The sequence below is a fragment of the Streptomyces sp. ISL-10 genome (genome assembly GCF_018614575.1).
GTDB lineage: Bacteria > Actinomycetota > Actinomycetes > Streptomycetales > Streptomycetaceae > Streptomyces.
In genome coordinates this window covers 214,901-231,666 of record NZ_JAGGOJ010000021.1, presented here as the reverse complement: position 1 = coordinate 231,666, position 16,766 = coordinate 214,901, and the positions used below count along the sequence as shown (strand labels likewise).

General features: G+C 71.0%; 14 protein-coding genes. All 14 read left to right on the top strand.

What is annotated here, in order from left to right; translation table 11 throughout:
• Positions 1-79: 79 nt before the first annotated feature.
• The 14 genes from nrtL (at position 80) to J7E88_RS25615 (ending at position 16,762) form a co-directional block, all read left to right on the top strand.
• Positions 80-1,015: an ArgS-related anticodon-binding protein NrtL gene (gene nrtL / locus J7E88_RS25680; RefSeq protein WP_215185065.1), complete on the top strand. Its 936-nt coding sequence runs from the start codon at positions 80-82 to the stop codon at positions 1,013-1,015.
• Between the two features lie 14 nt (positions 1,016-1,029).
• Positions 1,030-2,421 (top strand): diaminopimelate decarboxylase, encoded by a 1,392-nt coding sequence (lysA, locus tag J7E88_RS25675; RefSeq protein WP_215185064.1) that lies wholly within the window; start codon positions 1,030-1,032, stop codon positions 2,419-2,421.
• A 98-nt stretch (positions 2,422-2,519) separates the two neighbouring features.
• Positions 2,520-3,809 (top strand): homoserine dehydrogenase, encoded by a 1,290-nt coding sequence (locus tag J7E88_RS25670; RefSeq protein ID WP_215185101.1) that lies wholly within the window; start codon positions 2,520-2,522, stop codon positions 3,807-3,809.
• 7 nt (positions 3,810-3,816) lie between these two features.
• Positions 3,817-4,887: a threonine synthase gene (gene thrC, locus J7E88_RS25665; RefSeq protein ID WP_215185062.1), complete on the top strand. Its 1,071-nt coding sequence runs from the start codon at positions 3,817-3,819 to the stop codon at positions 4,885-4,887.
• A gap of 294 nt (positions 4,888-5,181) precedes the next feature.
• Positions 5,182-6,102 carry a homoserine kinase gene (gene thrB / locus J7E88_RS25660; RefSeq protein ID WP_215185060.1) on the top strand — a complete coding sequence of 307 codons (921 nt, stop codon included), beginning with the start codon at positions 5,182-5,184 and terminating at the stop codon, positions 6,100-6,102.
• A 391-nt stretch (positions 6,103-6,493) separates the two neighbouring features.
• A complete protein-coding gene (rho, locus tag J7E88_RS25655; RefSeq protein ID WP_215185058.1) occupies positions 6,494-8,521 on the top strand; it encodes a transcription termination factor Rho in 2,028 nt (675 codons plus the stop codon).
• A 200-nt stretch (positions 8,522-8,721) separates the two neighbouring features.
• Complete coding sequence (locus tag J7E88_RS25650; RefSeq protein ID WP_215185056.1) at positions 8,722-9,858, top strand: LCP family protein; 1,137 nt, start codon at positions 8,722-8,724, stop codon at positions 9,856-9,858.
• Positions 9,859-10,064: 206 nt separating this feature from the next.
• Positions 10,065-10,289 (top strand): 50S ribosomal protein L31, encoded by a 225-nt coding sequence (rpmE, locus tag J7E88_RS25645; RefSeq protein ID WP_187811819.1) that lies wholly within the window; start codon positions 10,065-10,067, stop codon positions 10,287-10,289.
• Between the two features lie 104 nt (positions 10,290-10,393).
• Complete coding sequence (gene prfA, locus J7E88_RS25640) at positions 10,394-11,473, top strand: peptide chain release factor 1 (protein ID WP_215185054.1); 1,080 nt, start codon at positions 10,394-10,396, stop codon at positions 11,471-11,473.
• Between the two features lie 41 nt (positions 11,474-11,514).
• Positions 11,515-12,360 carry a peptide chain release factor N(5)-glutamine methyltransferase gene (gene prmC, locus J7E88_RS25635; RefSeq protein ID WP_215185052.1) on the top strand — a complete coding sequence of 282 codons (846 nt, stop codon included), beginning with the start codon at positions 11,515-11,517 and terminating at the stop codon, positions 12,358-12,360.
• A 259-nt stretch (positions 12,361-12,619) separates the two neighbouring features.
• The gene (locus J7E88_RS25630; RefSeq protein WP_215185050.1) at positions 12,620-13,267 is read left to right on the top strand and encodes an L-threonylcarbamoyladenylate synthase; all 648 of its coding nucleotides are present in this window, start codon (positions 12,620-12,622) and stop codon (positions 13,265-13,267) included.
• 28 nt (positions 13,268-13,295) lie between these two features.
• Positions 13,296-13,946 carry a protein-tyrosine-phosphatase gene (locus J7E88_RS25625; protein WP_215185048.1) on the top strand — a complete coding sequence of 217 codons (651 nt, stop codon included), beginning with the start codon at positions 13,296-13,298 and terminating at the stop codon, positions 13,944-13,946.
• Between the two features lie 117 nt (positions 13,947-14,063).
• Positions 14,064-15,323: a serine hydroxymethyltransferase gene (gene glyA, locus J7E88_RS25620; protein ID WP_251023167.1), complete on the top strand. Its 1,260-nt coding sequence runs from the start codon at positions 14,064-14,066 to the stop codon at positions 15,321-15,323.
• 101 nt (positions 15,324-15,424) lie between these two features.
• Complete coding sequence (locus J7E88_RS25615; RefSeq protein ID WP_215185046.1) at positions 15,425-16,762, top strand: MraY family glycosyltransferase; 1,338 nt, start codon at positions 15,425-15,427, stop codon at positions 16,760-16,762.
• The last annotated feature ends 4 nt before the right edge of the window (positions 16,763-16,766 follow it).

Sequence of the window (16,766 nt, the reverse complement as noted above, 5' to 3'; positions counted from 1 at the left end):
CCCGTGGACCGACCCCCCCGCTGCCCGCATGGCGAAACCGGTTCGCAAAGGGACCCCCTCCCTCCCATACGCTTGTCCCGTGACCCCCGCAGAGCTCTCCCGTACCGTGCTGCACGCCGTGTGCCGTGCGGTGGAGGACGGTGCGCTGCGGGCGCCCGTGCCCGAGAGCGTGCGGATCGAGCGGCCACGGCCCGGCGGGCGCGGGGACTACGCCACCAATGTCGCCCTCCGGCTCGCGGGGCCGGCCGGGCGGCCGGCCGGCGACGTGGCCGCCCTCCTCAAGGAGCGCATCGGCCACGCCGACGGCATCGAGCGCATCGAGATCACCGGGCCCGGGTTCCTCAACTTCACTCTCGCGGGCAGCGCCCAGCAGCGACTCGTCGAGACCGTGCGCCGCCAGGGGGCGCAGTACGGCGACCCCCTGCCGGGCACCGGCTTCCCGCACCCCGACGAGGTGCGTGCCCGCGTCTGGGCCGAGACCCTCGTACGGCTCGGCGCCCGGCCCCTCGACGGCGAGAGCGTCACCGTCGTGCCCGCGCCCCGCGGCGACCTGTTCACGACGCTGGGGAACGACGCCGCCCGCTGGGCCCTCCTCGCCGCCGCCGCGCACGACCGGCCCCGTACCGAGGACCTCCTCGTGCAGCACGAGCGCAACCCACTCCACAAGGTGCGGTACGCCCACGCCCGCGCCAGGGCGCTCAGCCGGAGCGCCGAGCAGCTCGGGTTCGGCGCCGCACCCGACGCGTACGTCGACGCCCCCGCCCTCACAACCGCCGTCGGCGATCACCCCGCGGTCGTCGCCGGCGCCGCCCGCCTGCGCGCGCCCGACCGGCTCGCACGGCATCTGGACGTCACCGCCGACGCGCTCCTCGCCTTTCAGCACACGGTGCTGCCCCTCGGGGACGAGAAACCCTCGGCCGCCCACCGCTCCCGGCTGGCCCTCGCCGAAGCCGCCGGGACGGTGCTTGCAGGTGGCCTGTCCCTGCTCGGCATCAGCGCACCCGAATACTTGTGAGATGTGAGAGACAGATGAGCCGATCCGCCCACCCCGCCGGGCCCCGTCACGCCGACGTCCTTCCCGAGGGTCACTACAGCGCCCCGCCCACCGACCTCAATGCCCTCGACGGCAAGGTGTGGTCCAGCACGGTCACCCGTGACACGGACGGTGTCGTGACCGTCGGCGGGATCGATGTCGCCCGGCTCGCCGAGGAGTTCGGCACGCCCGCCTACTTCCTGGACGAGGCCGACTTCCGCGCCCGCTGCCGTGCCTGGGCCGAGGCGTTCGGCAAGGACGCCGATGTCTTCTACGCGGGGAAGGCGTTCCTCAGCCGCGCCGTCGTGCGCTGGCTGAAGGAGGAAGGGCTCAATCTGGACGTGTGCTCCGGGGGCGAGCTGGCGACCGCCCTCGATGCCGGGATGCCCGCCGAGCGCATCGCCTTCCACGGCAACAACAAGTCCGAGGCCGAGATCGAGCGCGCCGTGCGCGCCGGCGTCGGGCGCATCGTGCTCGACTCCTTCCAGGAGATCGTCCGCGTCGCGCACATCGCGCAGGGCCTGGGCAAGCGGCAGCCGGTCCAGATCCGGGTGACCGTCGGCGTCGAGGCGCACACGCACGAGTTCATCGCCACGGCCCACGAGGACCAGAAGTTCGGGATCGCGCTCGCGGGCGGGCAGGCTGCCGAGGCGGTGCGCCGCGCGCTGAAGCTCGACGGGCTGGAGCTCATCGGCATCCACTCCCACATCGGGTCGCAGATCTTCGACATGGCCGGCTTCGAGGTCTCCGCCCGGCGCGTGGTGCAGCTGCTGGCCGAGGTACGCGACGAGCACGGCGTCGAGCTGCCCGAGATCGACCTCGGCGGCGGCCTCGGCATCGCGTACACCCCCGACGACGACCCGCGCGAGCCGCACGAGATCGCGAAGGCCCTCGGCGAGATCGTCACCCGCGAGTGTGAGGCCGCCGGGCTGCGCACCCCCCGCATCTCCGTCGAGCCGGGCCGCGCCATCGTCGGGCCGACGGTCTTCACGCTGTACGAGGTGGGTACGGTCAAGCCCCTGGAGGGTCTGCGGACCTACGTCAGCGTCGACGGCGGCATGTCGGACAACATCCGCACCGCCCTGTACGACGCCGAGTACAGCGTCGTCCTGGTGTCCCGCACCAGCGAAGCCGCGCCGATGCTCAGCCGAGTCGTCGGCAAGCACTGCGAGAGCGGCGACATCGTGGTCAAGGACGCGTTCCTGCCCGCCGACCTGGCGCCCGGCGACCTGATCGCCGTGCCGGCCACCGGCGCGTACTGCCGCTCCATGGCCAGCAACTACAACCACGCACTTCGCCCGCCCGTCGTCGCCGTCAGGGACGGTGAGGCGCGGGTGATCGTCCGGCGTGAGACGGAGGAAGATCTCCTGCGTCTCGATGTCGGTTAATTGAGATAGGTGTCTCGTATTCCGGACGAGGGATAGAAACTTCGGTCCGGTGGGTGAGACTGGTCCAACCGTAGAAGTAAACGAAACGAGGTCGGATGATGCGTACGCGTCCGCTGAAGGTGGCGCTGCTGGGCTGTGGAGTGGTCGGCTCAGAGGTGGCGCGCATCATGACGACGCACGCCGACGACCTCGCCGCGCGCATCGGCGCCCCGGTGGAGCTCGCCGGGGTCGCCGTGCGCCGCCCCTCCAAGATCCGCGAGGGCATCGACCCCTCCCTGATCACCACCGATGCCACCGCGCTGGTCAAACGCGGCGACATCGACGTCGCCATCGAGGTCATCGGCGGCATCGAGCCCGCCCGCACCCTCATCACCACGGCGTTCGAGCACGGCGCGTCGGTCGTCTCCGCCAACAAGGCGCTCCTCGCCGAGGACGGCGCGACGCTGTACGCCGCCGCCGAGCAGCACGGCCGCGACCTCTACTTCGAGGCGGCGGTCGCGGGCGCCATCCCGCTTATCAGGCCGCTGCGCGAGTCCCTGGCGGGCGACAAGGTCAACCGCGTGCTCGGCATCGTCAACGGCACGACGAACTTCATCCTGGACAAGATGGACACGTCCGGGGCGGGCTACTCCGAGGCGCTCGACGAGGCGACCGCCCTCGGGTACGCCGAGGCCGACCCGACCGCCGACGTCGAGGGCTTCGACGCCGCCGCCAAGGCCGCCATCCTGGCCGGGATCGCCTTCCACACGCGCGTACGGCTCGACGACGTCTACCGCGAGGGCATGACCGAGGTCACCGCCGCGGACTTCGCCTCCGCCAAGCGCATGGGCTGCACCATCAAGCTGCTCGCCATCTGCGAGCGGGCGGCGGACGGGCAGTCGGTGACGGCCCGCGTGCATCCGGCGATGATTCCGCTCAGCCACCCGTTGGCGTCGGTCCGCGAGGCGTACAACGCGGTGTTCGTCGAGGCCGAGGCCGCAGGCCGCCTGATGTTCTACGGCCCCGGCGCCGGCGGCTCGCCCACCGCCTCCGCGGTCCTCGGCGACCTCGTCGCCGTCTGCCGCAACAAGCTCGCCGAGGCGACCGGTCCCGGCGAATCCGCGTACACCCAGCTGCCCGTGAGCTCCATGGGCGAGGTCGTGACGCGGTACCACATCAGCCTCGACGTGGCCGACAAGCCGGGCGTTCTCGCCCAGGTCGCGACGGTCTTCGCCGAGCACGGCGTGTCGATCGACACGGTCCGTCAGCAGGGGAAGGACGGCGAGGCATCGCTCGTCGTCGTCACCCACCGCGCGCCCGACGCCGCCCTGTCCGGGACCGTCGAGGCGCTGCGCAAGCTCGACACCGTGCGCGGTGTCGCCAGCATCATGCGTGTTGAAGGGGAGTAAGGGACCCATGACCACCAACGGCACCCACCAGTGGCGCGGCATCATCGAGGAGTACCGGGACCGCCTTCCGGTCACGGACACGACGCCGGTCGTCACGCTCCGTGAGGGTGGCACGCCGCTCGTCCCGGCGCAGGTCCTCTCCGAGCGCACGGGCTGCGAGGTGCACCTCAAGGTCGAGGGCGCCAACCCCACCGGGTCCTTCAAGGACCGCGGTATGACGATGGCCATCACCCGGGCCAAGGAGGAGGGCGCGCAGGCCGTCATCTGCGCCTCCACCGGCAATACCTCCGCCTCCGCCGCCGCGTACGCGGTACGCGCCGGGATGGTCTGCGCGGTCCTCGTGCCGCAGGGCAAGATCGCGCTCGGTAAGATGGGCCAGGCGCTGGTCTACGGCTCGAAGATCCTCCAGGTCGACGGCAACTTCGACGACTGCCTCAACCTGGCCCGCAGCCTGTCCGAGAACTACCCGGTGGCGCTGGTCAATTCGGTGAACCCGTACCGTATCGAGGGCCAGAAGACCGCGTCCTTCGAGATCGTCGACGCGCTCGGCGACGCCCCCGACATCCATGTGCTGCCCGTCGGCAACGCCGGCAACATCACGGCGTACTGGAAGGGCTACAAGGAGTACGCCGCGGACGGCATGTCCTCCCGCACTCCCCGGATGTGGGGTTTCCAGGCGTCCGGTTCCGCGCCGATCGTGCGGGGCGAGGTCGTCAAGGACCCGTCGACGATCGCCACCGCGATCCGGATCGGGAACCCGGCCTCCTGGACGCAGGCGCTGGCCGCGCGTGAGGAGTCCGGCGGCTTCATCGACGAGGTGACGGACCGTGAGATCCTGCGCGCCTACCGGCTGTTGGCGTCGCAGGAGGGTGTCTTCGTCGAGCCGGCGTCGGCCGCTTCCGTCGCCGGTCTGCTCAAGGCCGCCGAGCAGGGCAAGGTCGACCCGGGCCAGAAGATCGTGTGCACGGTCACCGGAAACGGTCTGAAGGACCCCGACTGGGCCGTCGCCGGCGCACCCCAGCCGGTCACCGTCCCGGTGGACGCCTCGGCCGCTGCCGAGCGCCTCGGCCTCGCGTAGCGGGCCGGCCCCGCCTCCGGGATCCGGCCCAACGTCCTCTTGCGGCCGCCTGGTTGCCCTGCGGGAACGCAGGGCAACCAGGACAACGGCACCCGCAGGGGCACAGGGCGCCCGCGACACGCATCGTGCGCCTCCTGTGCGCCCTATGTCGCAGGTGAACTTTCCTTCGATAGGCTGTACCCGAACCCGCCCCGCCGCATATGCCGCGGTGTTGTTGCCATTGAGGCCATCGGGTGTTCGTCCTCTCGAACAAATCTCATCTCACAGTTCAGAACCAAGGAGAGTCGTCGAGCGATGGCCGGTCCAGCGTTCCGCGCCGCCGCCGTCCGGGTGCGCGTCCCTGCCACCAGCGCCAACCTCGGTCCGGGCTTCGATGCCCTCGGGCTGTCGCTCGGTCTGTACGACGACGTCGTCGTCCGGGTCGCGGATTCCGGTCTGCACATCGACATCGCGGGTGAGGGCGCCACGACGCTGCCCCGCGACGAGAGCCACCTGCTCGTGCGCTCCCTGCGCACCGCCTTCGACCTGCTCGGCGGGCAGCCGCGCGGCCTGGAGGTCGTCTGCGCCAACCGCATTCCGCACGGCCGAGGTCTCGGCTCCTCCTCGGCCGCCATCTGCGCCGGCATCGTCGCCGCCCGGGCGGTCACCATAGGCGGTGACGCCAAGCTCGACGACGCGGCCCTGCTGGAACTCGCCACCGAGATCGAGGGCCACCCCGACAATGTGGCCGCCTGTCTGCTCGGCGGCTTCACCCTGGCCTGGACCGAGGCCGGAGCGGCAAGGGCGATCAGGATGGACCCCTCCGATTCCGTCGTTCCGGTGGTTTTCGTCCCCGGGAAGCCGGTGCTCACCGAGACGGCCCGCGGACTGCTGCCGCGCAGCGTCCCGCATGTCGACGCCGCGACGAACGCGGGCCGTGCGGCGCTGCTGGTCGAGGCACTGACCCGGCGTCCCGAGCTGCTGCTCCCCGCGACCGAGGACCGGCTGCACCAGGAGTACCGGGCGCCGGCCATGCCGGAGAGCATCGAGCTGGTGAACCGACTGCGCGCCGACGGCGTCCCCGCAGTCATCTCCGGCGCGGGCCCCACGGTGCTTGCGCTGGCCGAGAACGGTGTGGCCGACAAGGTCGCACTGCTGGCGGGCGAGGGATGGGCGGCCAACCGGCTCGCCTTCGACACCGCGGGAGCGAGCGTTCTGCCGCTCGCACCCCAGTGACACGCGATTGCCGGTGACAGAGAGGGGGAATGTTTGTTGGAGCCGGTAGTGTTAACCTCAAGTCTGCAACCGTCGTCGTCGAGACGCGGTGCTGCGTGTCCCTCATCGGGACCACCATTCTTCCGAGAGCCTCCCACACTGCCTGAGCAGCCTGCCTGAGCAGTTTCGAGCACGCTCCGGAACCGGCACGACACCCCTCGCTTTTCCAGGAGTGGGCCGAGCGGGGGGACCTCGGGCCGGGCCCTGCACGTATGCATGTATATCTCTCCGCCGTTGATTTGCACCGGCGGGACCACCGCTCCGACACGATCCGCTGCGACGGACCGATGCCGGACAGCACAACCGGTCGCCGAGCCAGAAGGCCGACGTCCGCTCCAGGGAAGGACCCTTCGTGAGCGACACCACCGATCTGATGGGCGTGACTGCCGACAAGAACGTCGACACCGCCGCGCCCGCCGCAGGTGCTGCCTCCGGCACCACCGCACGGCGCCGCCGCTCCGGCACCGGCCTCGACGGCATGGTCCTGGCCGAGCTGCAGCAGGTCGCGTCCGGCCTCGGCATCAGGGGCACTGCGCGGATGCGCAAGAGCCAGCTGATCGAGGTCATCAAGGAGGCGCAGGCCGGCTCCGGGGCCTCCCCGGCGAAGAGCGCCGACGCCGCGTCCACCGAGGCGCCGGCGAAGCCGAAGCGCCGTGCCACCGCCAAGACGCGTACGGGTGACGACGCCGCCCCGGCCGAGGAGAAGGCGGACAAGGCGGACAAGACCGAGAAGGCTGTCGCCCAGCAGCAGATCGAGATCCCCGGTCAGCCGGCCAGCGACGACCAGCCGGCCGGTGAGCGCCGGCGTCGCCGTGCCACCGCGCAGGCGGGCACCCCGGAGACGCGTACCGAGGCGCGCGGTGACACCGCCGTCGAGGTCAGGACCGACGTCAGGACGGACGCACAGCCCGAGCCCAAGGCCGAGTCCGCCGTGGACACCGCCGAAGGCCGCCGCGACCGCCAGGACCGCGGCCAGCGCGGCGAGCGCGGCGGTGAGCGCGGTGAGCGCCGTGACCGGCAGCGTGACCGTCGGGGCAAGGGGGACGACCAGCAGGGCGGCCAGCGCACGCAGCGCCAGGGCGGCCAGCAGGGTCCGAGCCCGCAGGGCGGCGGCCCGCAGGACGACTTCGACGAGGACGGCAGCGGCCGGCGCGGACGCCGTGGCCGCTACCGCGACCGCCGTGGCCGCCGTGGCCGTGACGACTTCGCGAGCGGCGAGCCGCAGGTCTCCGAGGACGACGTCCTGATCCCCGTCGCGGGCATCCTGGACATCCTCGACAACTACGCGTTCATCCGGACCTCCGGCTACCTGCCCGGCCCGAACGACGTGTACGTCTCCCTCGCCCAGGTCCGCAAGAACGGCCTGCGCAAGGGCGACCACGTCACCGGTGCCGTGCGCCAGCCCAAGGAGGGCGAGCGCCGCGAGAAGTTCAACGCGCTGGTCCGCCTCGACTCGGTCAACGGCATGGCGCCCGAATCGGGCCGCGGCCGCCCCGAGTTCAACAAGCTGACCCCGCTCTACCCGCAGGACCGCCTCCGTCTGGAGACGGACCCGGGAGTGCTGACGACCCGCATCATCGACCTCGTCGCGCCGATCGGCAAGGGCCAGCGCGGTCTGATCGTGGCCCCGCCGAAGACCGGCAAGACCATGATCATGCAGGCGATCGCCAACGCGATCACGCACAACAACCCCGAGTGCCACCTGATGGTCGTCCTGGTCGACGAGCGTCCGGAAGAGGTCACCGACATGCAGCGGTCGGTCAAGGGCGAGGTCATCTCCTCGACCTTCGACCGTCCGGCCGAGGACCACACCACCGTTGCCGAGCTGGCCATCGAGCGCGCCAAGCGCCTCGTCGAGCTGGGTCACGACGTGGTCGTCCTGCTGGACTCGATCACCCGCCTCGGCCGCGCGTACAACCTCGCGGCCCCGGCCTCCGGACGCATCCTGTCCGGTGGTGTCGACTCGACCGCGCTGTACCCGCCGAAGCGCTTCTTCGGTGCCGCGCGCAACATCGAGGACGGCGGATCTCTGACCATCCTCGCGACCGCCCTGGTCGACACGGGTTCGCGCATGGACGAGGTGATCTTCGAAGAGTTCAAGGGCACCGGCAACGCGGAGCTCAAGCTCGACCGGAAGCTCGCCGACAAGCGCATCTTCCCGGCTGTGGACGTCGACGCGTCCGGCACCCGCAAGGAAGAGATCCTGCTCGGCAGCGACGAGCTCGCCGTCACCTGGAAGCTGCGCCGTGTGCTGCACGCGCTGGACCAGCAGCAGGCGATCGAGCTGCTGCTCGACAAGATGAAGCAGACCAAGTCGAACGGCGAGTTCCTGCTCCAGATCCAGAAGACCACTCCCGGCATCGCCAACGGCAACGACTGAGAGATCTTCGACACGGCAGCGGGGTCCGGCCACGGGTCCCGGCGCTGAACGGCCGCTGTGCCCACCGTGCTGCGATGCGCGGTGGGCACACGTCGTTCCGGCGGACGTTCTCACGGACTTCTCGGACGGCCGTGCAACCCTTCACGACGCTTCACCGTCTGTCATCCCAGGGGCAACGGTCCGACAGAGTCGAGGAGACCATGACCGACACGAGCAGCGGCGGCGGCGACATACTCCCCCTACGCCCAGGGGGCGTGGGGGGACCCCCGAGCGGCAAGCGCCGCAGGCAGCCCGCGACGGGCCGCAGGCTGTGGACGGCCGCCGCATGGTCCGCCGCGGCCCTCGTCCTCGCCGGCGGCTCCGGCCTCGGCTACGTCTACTTCACGGTCAACGGAAACCTCGACGGCGTCGACATCAACCAGGCCCTCGGCACCGACCGGCCGAAGAACATCGACAACGGCTCCATGGACATCCTGGTCCTGGGCTCGGACTCCCGCTCCGGCGCGAACGCCGAGTACGGCACCGACGAAGGCGCAGCCCGCTCCGACACCGCGATGGTCGTGCACGTCTACCAGGGCCGCAAGAAGGCCAGCGTGGTCTCCATACCCCGCGACACCCTCATAAAGCGGCCGGACTGCACCGACGGCAAGGGCCCCGCCGTCCCCGGCGCCTCCCGCGCGATGTTCAACACCGCGTACGAGGTCGGCGGCCCGGCCTGCGCCGTCAAGACCGTCGAGGCGATGTCCGGCATCCGCATGGATCACTACATCGAGGTCGACTTCACCGGCTTCAAGAACCTGATCGACGAGCTGGGCGGCGTGGAGATCACCACGACGCGGCCCATCGACGACCCCAAGAGCCACCTCAGCCTCCCGCCCGGCACCCACACGCTCGACGGCGAGCAGTCGCTCGGACTCGTCCGCACCCGCAAGAGTGTCGGCGACGGCAGCGACCTCGGGCGCATTCAGCTCCAGCAGGCGTTCATCAAGGCGTTCATCGACCAGGTCAAGGACGTCGGGGTCTTCGGCAACCCGAAGAGGCTTCTCGACCTCGCCGACGCCGGCAGCAAGGCCATCACCCCCGACTCCGAGCTCGACTCCGTGAACGAGCTGCTCGGCTTCGCCCGCGGCCTGAGCTCGCTCGGCGCCGAGGACGTCCACATGGTCACCATGCCCGTCCGCTACGACCCCCTCGACCCCAACCGGGTCGTCCCGGTCGAGACGGGCGCCGCGCAGGTGTGGCGGGCGCTCAAGCAGGACCGGCCGATCCCTGCCGCCGCGCTCGAGGACTCCGCGGGCGACAAGGGCGAGGCCGCCGACGTGGTGAGCAGCCAGTAGCCCCGGGGCGATGCGTTCGGTAGCCGCTGCGGTACGGCGCGTGGCGGTAAAAGCCACCCATACCAGCGGACGAGGCCCGGAATACCTGGGGCCCCACCCCGGTTTGGGAGATACGGCCAGTCCTGGCAGACTGGTACGTCGGCCCCGGTTCACGTACGAGCAATCCGCACGTACGACCCGGCGCCCTCCCGAAACTAGGAGACACCTTGAAGCGCGACATCCACCCCGAGTACGTCGAGACCCAGGTCAGCTGCACCTGCGGTGCGTCGTTCACCACCCGCAGCACGATCTCCAGCGGCAACATCCGCGCCGAGGTCTGCTCCGAGTGCCACCCGTTCTACACGGGCAAGCAGAAGATCCTCGACACCGGTGGCCGTGTGGCCCGCTTCGAGGCCCGCTTCGGCAAGGCTGCCGGCTCCGCCAAGAAGTAGCGAGCCACTGCGCCGGTCGCCGGCTGCCCTCTTTGGGGCGGCCGGGACCGGCGCTTTGTCCGTTCTGAGCAGCCACCCCACATGTATGAACCAGGAGCCCGAAGATGTTCGAGGCGGTCGAGGAACTGATCGGCGAGCACGCCGATCTCGAGAAGAAGCTCGCGGACCCGTCGGTCCACGCCGACCAGGCGAACGCGCGCAAGCTGAACAAGCGCTACGCCGAGCTGACCCCGATCGTCGGCACGTACCGCTCCTGGAAGCAGACCGGTGACGACATCGAGACGGCCCGGGAATTCGCCCAGGACGACCCCGACTTCGCCGCCGAGGTGAAGGACCTGGAGAGGCAGCGCGAGGCGCTCACCGAGAAGCTGCGGCTGCTGCTCGTCCCGCGCGACCCCAGCGATGACAAGGACGTCATCCTCGAGGTCAAGGCGGGCGCGGGCGGCGACGAGTCCGCCCTCTTCGCCGGTGACCTGCTGCGCATGTACCTGCGCTACGCGGAGCGCGTCGGCTGGAAGACCGAGATCATCGACGCCACCGAGTCAGAGCTGGGCGGCTACAAGGACGTCCAGGTCGCGGTGAAGACCAAGGGCGGCCAGGGGGCGACCGAGCCCGGCCAGGGCGTCTGGGCGCGGCTGAAGTACGAGGGCGGGGTGCACCGCGTGCAGCGCGTGCCCGCCACCGAGTCCCAGGGCCGTATCCACACCTCCGCGGCCGGTGTGCTCGTCACGCCCGAGGCGGAGGAGATCGACGTCGAGATCCACGCCAACGACCTGCGGATCGACGTCTACCGCTCCTCCGGTCCCGGCGGCCAGTCCGTCAACACGACCGACTCGGCCGTGCGCATCACGCACCTGCCGACCGGCATCGTCGCCTCCTGCCAGAACGAGAAGAGCCAGCTCCAGAACAAGGAGCAGGCGATGCGTATCCTGCGTTCCAGGCTGCTCGCAGCCGCGCAGGAGGAGGCCGAGAAGGAAGCGGCGGACGCCCGCCGCAGCCAGGTCCGTACCGTCGACCGGTCCGAGAAGATCCGGACGTACAACTTCCCGGAAAACCGGATCTCGGACCACCGCGTCGGGTTCAAGGCGTACAACTTGGACCAGGTGCTCGACGGCGACCTCGACGCCGTCATCCAGGCGTGCGTCGACGCGGACTCCGCGGCCAAGCTCGCAGCCGCGCAGTAACCCGCGATCAGTCCCACGAGCGTCACAGGAAGGGTGGGCGCGTGAACCTGCTGCTTGCCGAGGTGGCCCAGGCCACCCAGCGGCTGGCCGACGCCGGCGTGCCGTCGCCACGCTTCGACGCGGAGGAGCTGGCCGCTTACGTCCACGGGGTGAAGCGCGGAGAGCTCCACAACGTCAAGGACGCGGACTTCGACGCCCGTTACTGGGAGGCCGTCGCGCGCCGTGAGGCCCGCGAGCCGCTGCAGCACATCACCGGTCGGGCCTTCTTCCGCTACCTGGAGCTCCAGGTGGGGCCAGGCGTCTTCGTGCCCAGACCCGAGACCGAGTCGGTCGTCGGCTGGGCCATAGAGGCCGTACGGGCCATGGACGTCGTGGAGCCGCTGATCGTCGACCTGTGCGCCGGCTCGGGCGCGATCGCGCTGGCCATGGCGCAGGAGGTGCCCCGTTCGCGCGTGCACGCCGTGGAGCTGTCCGAGGACGCCCTGACGTGGACCCGCAAGAACGCCGAGGGATCCCGGGTCACCGTCCACCAGGGCGACGCGCTCTCCGCCCTGCCCGAGCTCGACGGCCAGGTGGACCTGGTCATCTCCAATCCGCCGTACATCCCGCTCACCGAGTGGGAGTACGTCGCCCCCGAGGCGCGCGACCACGATCCGCAGATGGCCCTGTTCTCCGGCGAGGACGGCCTGGACACCATCCGCGGTATCGAGCGCACCGCGCACCGGCTGCTGCGGCCGGGCGGCCTCGTCGTCATCGAGCACGCCGACACCCAGGGCGGCCAGGTGCCGTGGATCTTCAGCGAGGAATCCGGCTGGGCCGACGCCGCCGACCACCCCGACCTGAACAAGCGGCCGCGCTTCGCGACCGCACGCAAGGCGATGCCATGACGGCGTCGACCCCGAGGGCGCCGAAGGCCCCTGGAGCGAGTGTGTCGAAGGGGCGCGGCGCCGCCGAAAGGGAGTGGGGGCATTCCCGGACGAACTCCCCGGGGGCGCGCAGGGCGCGAGGGCTGTGCCGCACATGCGGCTGCCGCCACGTGAGCGACCGTGCACGGTCGGCCGTCGGCGGAGTCTTCAGTGCTCCGTGGGGGTGTCCCCGCCACAGGTTGGGGGAGAACCGAGTGACCATGAAAAGGGAGGCCCGCTGATGGCTCGGCGATACGACTGCAACGACGCGACGGACCGCACCACCGGGCTGCGCGAAGCCGCCTCCGCGGTCCGCCGCGGCGAGCTCGTCGTGCTGCCCACCGACACCGTGTACGGGATCGGGGCCGACGCCTTCACCTCCGAGGCCGTGGCCGACCTCCTCCAGGCCAAGGGCCGCGGCCGCAACATGCCCACGCCCGTCCTCATCGGTTCCCCGAACACCCTGCACGGCCTCGTCACCGACTTCTCCGAGCAGGCGTGGGAGCTTGTCGACGCCTTCTGGCCGGGCGCGCTGACGCTGGTAGCCAAGCACCAGCCGTCGCTGCAGTGGGACCTCGGCGACACCCGGGGGACCGTCGCGATCCGTATGCCGCTGCACCCGGTCGCCATCGAACTGCTCACCGAGGTGGGCCCGATGGCGGTCTCCAGCGCCAACCTCACGGGACACCCCGCGCCGGAGGACTGCGACGCCGCCCAGGAGATGCTCGGCGACTCCGTCTCCGTCTACCTGGACGGCGGTCCGACCCCGGGCAACGTGCCGTCCTCCATCGTCGACGTCACCGGCAAGGTCCCCGTCCTGCTGCGCGAGGGTGCCCTCTCGGCGGACGAGCTGCGCAAGGTCGTACCCGACCTCGAGGTGGCTCCGTGAGCCGAGCGAACATCCGAGGACAGGCCCAGTGACGGCCCCTGAGGGGCGTGGCATAGCGGAATCCGGCAGAGCGGCCTCGACCTTCCGCATCCTCCACGTCAGCACCGGCAACGTCTGCCGCTCGCCCATCACCGAGCGGCTGACCCGCCATGCCCTGAGCGACCGCCTCGGCGATCCCCTCACGGGCGGCCTCATCGTGGAGAGCGCCGGCACCTGGGGCCACGAGGGAGCCCCCATGGAGGCCAACGCCGAGGTCGTCCTCGCGGACTTCGGCGCGGACGCGAGCGGTTTCGTGGGCCGCGAACTGCTCGACGAGCACGTCATCCGCGCGGACCTGGTCCTCACCGCGACGCGGGACCACCGCGCCCAGGTGATCTCGATGGGGCACTCGGCGGGCCTGCGGACCTTCACGCTCAAGGAGTTCACCCGCCTGGTGCGGGCGATCGACCCGGCCACGCTGCCCGACCCGCGGGAGGACGGCGTGGTCGAGCGCGCCCGTGCGCTGGTGCGTGCGGCCGCCGCTCTACGCGGGTGGCTGCTGGCGCCGAGCCCCGACGCGGACGAGGTCTTCGACCCGTACGGCGCGCCGATCACGTTCTTCCGCTCGATCGGCGACGAGATCCACCAGGCGCTCGATCCGGTGGTCACTGCGCTGACCGGCGTCCGGGCCCGTTCCTGAACGGGGGCGGCCGCCGGCCGCACCCGCTCACGGACTCCGGCGTACACCGCGCGGCCGAGGCGGCCCGGTCCTACATTGGAGGTGCCGCAGCGCTCCCCCCGAGGACCCGGAGCCGTCATGTCCGTCACTCCCGAAGTGCGTTCCGTACCGGCCGTCTACGACAGCCCGGCCTTCGAGGCGCTGCGCCGTCAGGACCCGCAGGCCGCAGACATCCTCTACAGCGAGGCCCGGCGGCAGGCCACCACGCTGCAGCTCATCGCGGCGGAGAACTTCACCTCGCCCGCCGTCCTCGCGGCCCTCGGCTCGCCGCTCGCCAACAAGTACGCCGAGGGCTATCCCGGTGCCCGCCACCACGGCGGCTGCGAACTCGTGGACGCCGCCGAACGACTCGCCGTCGAGCGCGCCATGGCTCTGTTCGGCGCCGAACACGCCAATGTCCAGCCGCACTCGGGGTCCTCGGCGGTCCTCGCGGCGTACGCGGCGCTGCTGAGGCCCGGCGACACCGTACTCGCGATGGGGCTGCCGTACGGCGGGCACCTCACGCACGGCTCGCGTGCGAACTTCTCCGGCCGCTGGTTCGACTTCGTCGCCTACGGCGTGGATGCCGAGACCGGCCTGATCGACTACCACCAGGTACGCCACCTCGCCCTTCAGCACCGGCCGAAGGCGATCGTCTGCGGCTCGATCTCCTACCCCCGCCATCCGGACTACGCGGCCTTCCGGGAGATCGCCGACGAGGTGGGCGCGTATCTGATCGCCGACGCGGCGCACCCCATCGGTCTGGTCGCGGGTGGCGCGGCGCCCAGCCCCGTCCCGTACGCCGATGTTGTTTGCGCCACCACGCACAAGGTCCTGCGCGGTCCGCGCGGCGGGATGATCCTGTGCGGGGCCGAGTTGGCGGACCGCATCGACCGGGCGGTGTTCCCCTTCACGCAGGGCGGCGCGCAGATGCACACGATCGCGGCCAAGGCCGTCGCCTTCGGCGAGGCGGCCACCCCGGCCTTCACGGCGTACGCCCATCAGGTGGTCGCCAACGCACGGGCGCTCGCCGAGGGCCTCGCCGACGAGGGCTTCGCGGTGCTGACGGGCGGAACGGACACGCACATCGTCGGCGCGGACCCGGCCGGCCTCGGTGTCGACGGCCGGACCGCCCGCGGCCGGCTCGCCGCCGCCGGAATGGTCCTCGACACATGCGCCCTGCCGTACGGGGACGGCCGGGGCATCCGGCTGGGGACCGCCGCGGTCACCACCCAGGGCATGGGCCGCCCGGAGATGACGCGGATAGCGGCGCTGTTCGCGGCGGCTGTTCAGCAGGACGGGCGGGTGCTCGACCGGGTACGGGAGCTGGCCGGCCGCTTCCCGCCGTACCCGCGCTGACGGCGTGGAGGGCCGGGGAGGGGAGTGCAACTGTCGGGCGTGCCCGGTCGTCCTATGTCTTAGGGTGTGGAGCGGCGCGTCGTCCAACACATGGGGAATCAGTGCGCGAGTACCTGCTGACGCTCTGTGTCACGGTCGCAGTGACTTATCTGCTGACCGGACCGGTGCGGAAGTTCGCCATCGCCGCCGGCGCGATGCCGGAGATCCGTGCGCGTGACGTGCACCGGGAACCGACACCGCGGCTCGGCGGTATCGCCATGTTCGGCGGCCTGTGCGCGGGGCTGCTCTTCGCGGACCACCTGGCGAACCTGAACGACGTCTTCGAACTGTCGAACGAGCCGCGGGCCCTGCTCTCGGGTGCCGCCCTGATCTGGCTGATCGGTGTCCTCGACGACAAGTTCGAGATCGATGCCCTGATCAAGCTCGGCGGACAGATGATCGCCGCCGGAGTGATGGTCGTGCAGGGTCTGACCATCCTGTGGATCCCGGTGCCCGGAGTCGGCACCGTTTCGCTCACCGCCTGGCAGGGCAATCTGCTGACGGTCGCGCTGGTGGTCCTCACGATCAATGCGGTCAACTTCGTGGACGGCCTGGACGGACTCGCGGCCGGCATGGTGTGCATCACCTCCGGCGCGTTCTTCATGTACGCCTACCGCCTCTGGTACGGGTACGGGATCGAGTCCGCCGCCCCCGCGACCCTGTTCGCCGCGATCCTGATGGGCATGTGCCTCGGCTTCCTGCCGCACAACATGCATCCTGCGCGGATCTTCATGGGCGACTCGGGCTCGATGCTCATCGGTCTGGTGCTCGCGGCCGGCGCGATTTCCATCACGGGCCAGGTCGACCCCGACCGGCTGGGCATCTTCGTGGGCGGCGAACGCGCGGCGACGCACGCGATGCTCCCGGTCTTCATCCCGCTGCTGCTGCCGCTGACGATCACCGCGCTGCCGGTGGCGGACCTGCTGCTGGCGATCGTGCGCCGTACCTGGCGAGGCCAGTCGCCGTTCGCGGCGGACCGCGGGCACCTCCACCACCGCCTGCTGGAAATCGGCCACTCCCACAGCCGCGCGGTGCTGATCATGTATTTCTGGTCGGCCCTGATCGCCTTCGGCACAGTGGCCTATTCGGTGCATTCGGCGTCGATGTGGATCGTGCTGGTGATCGTGGCGCTGAGCGCGGTGGGCCTGGTGCTGCTGCTGCTGCCCCGCTTCACACCGAGGGCGCCGCGGTGGGCGGAGGCCTTCGTCCCGCCGCGCTACCGCCGCCGCAAGCCGGCGAGGACGCCCGCCTTCGCGACGTCGCCCGGCGCCTCGTCCCCGTCGTACGAGGACGAGGCGAGGGTCCCGGTGGGCGTGGGCGTGAGCGGCGCCAACGGGGCGACCGCCATCGGAGGCCGCTCCCGCTTCCGCGAACGCGACAACGCGGGCTCCGCCCGCTGATCGG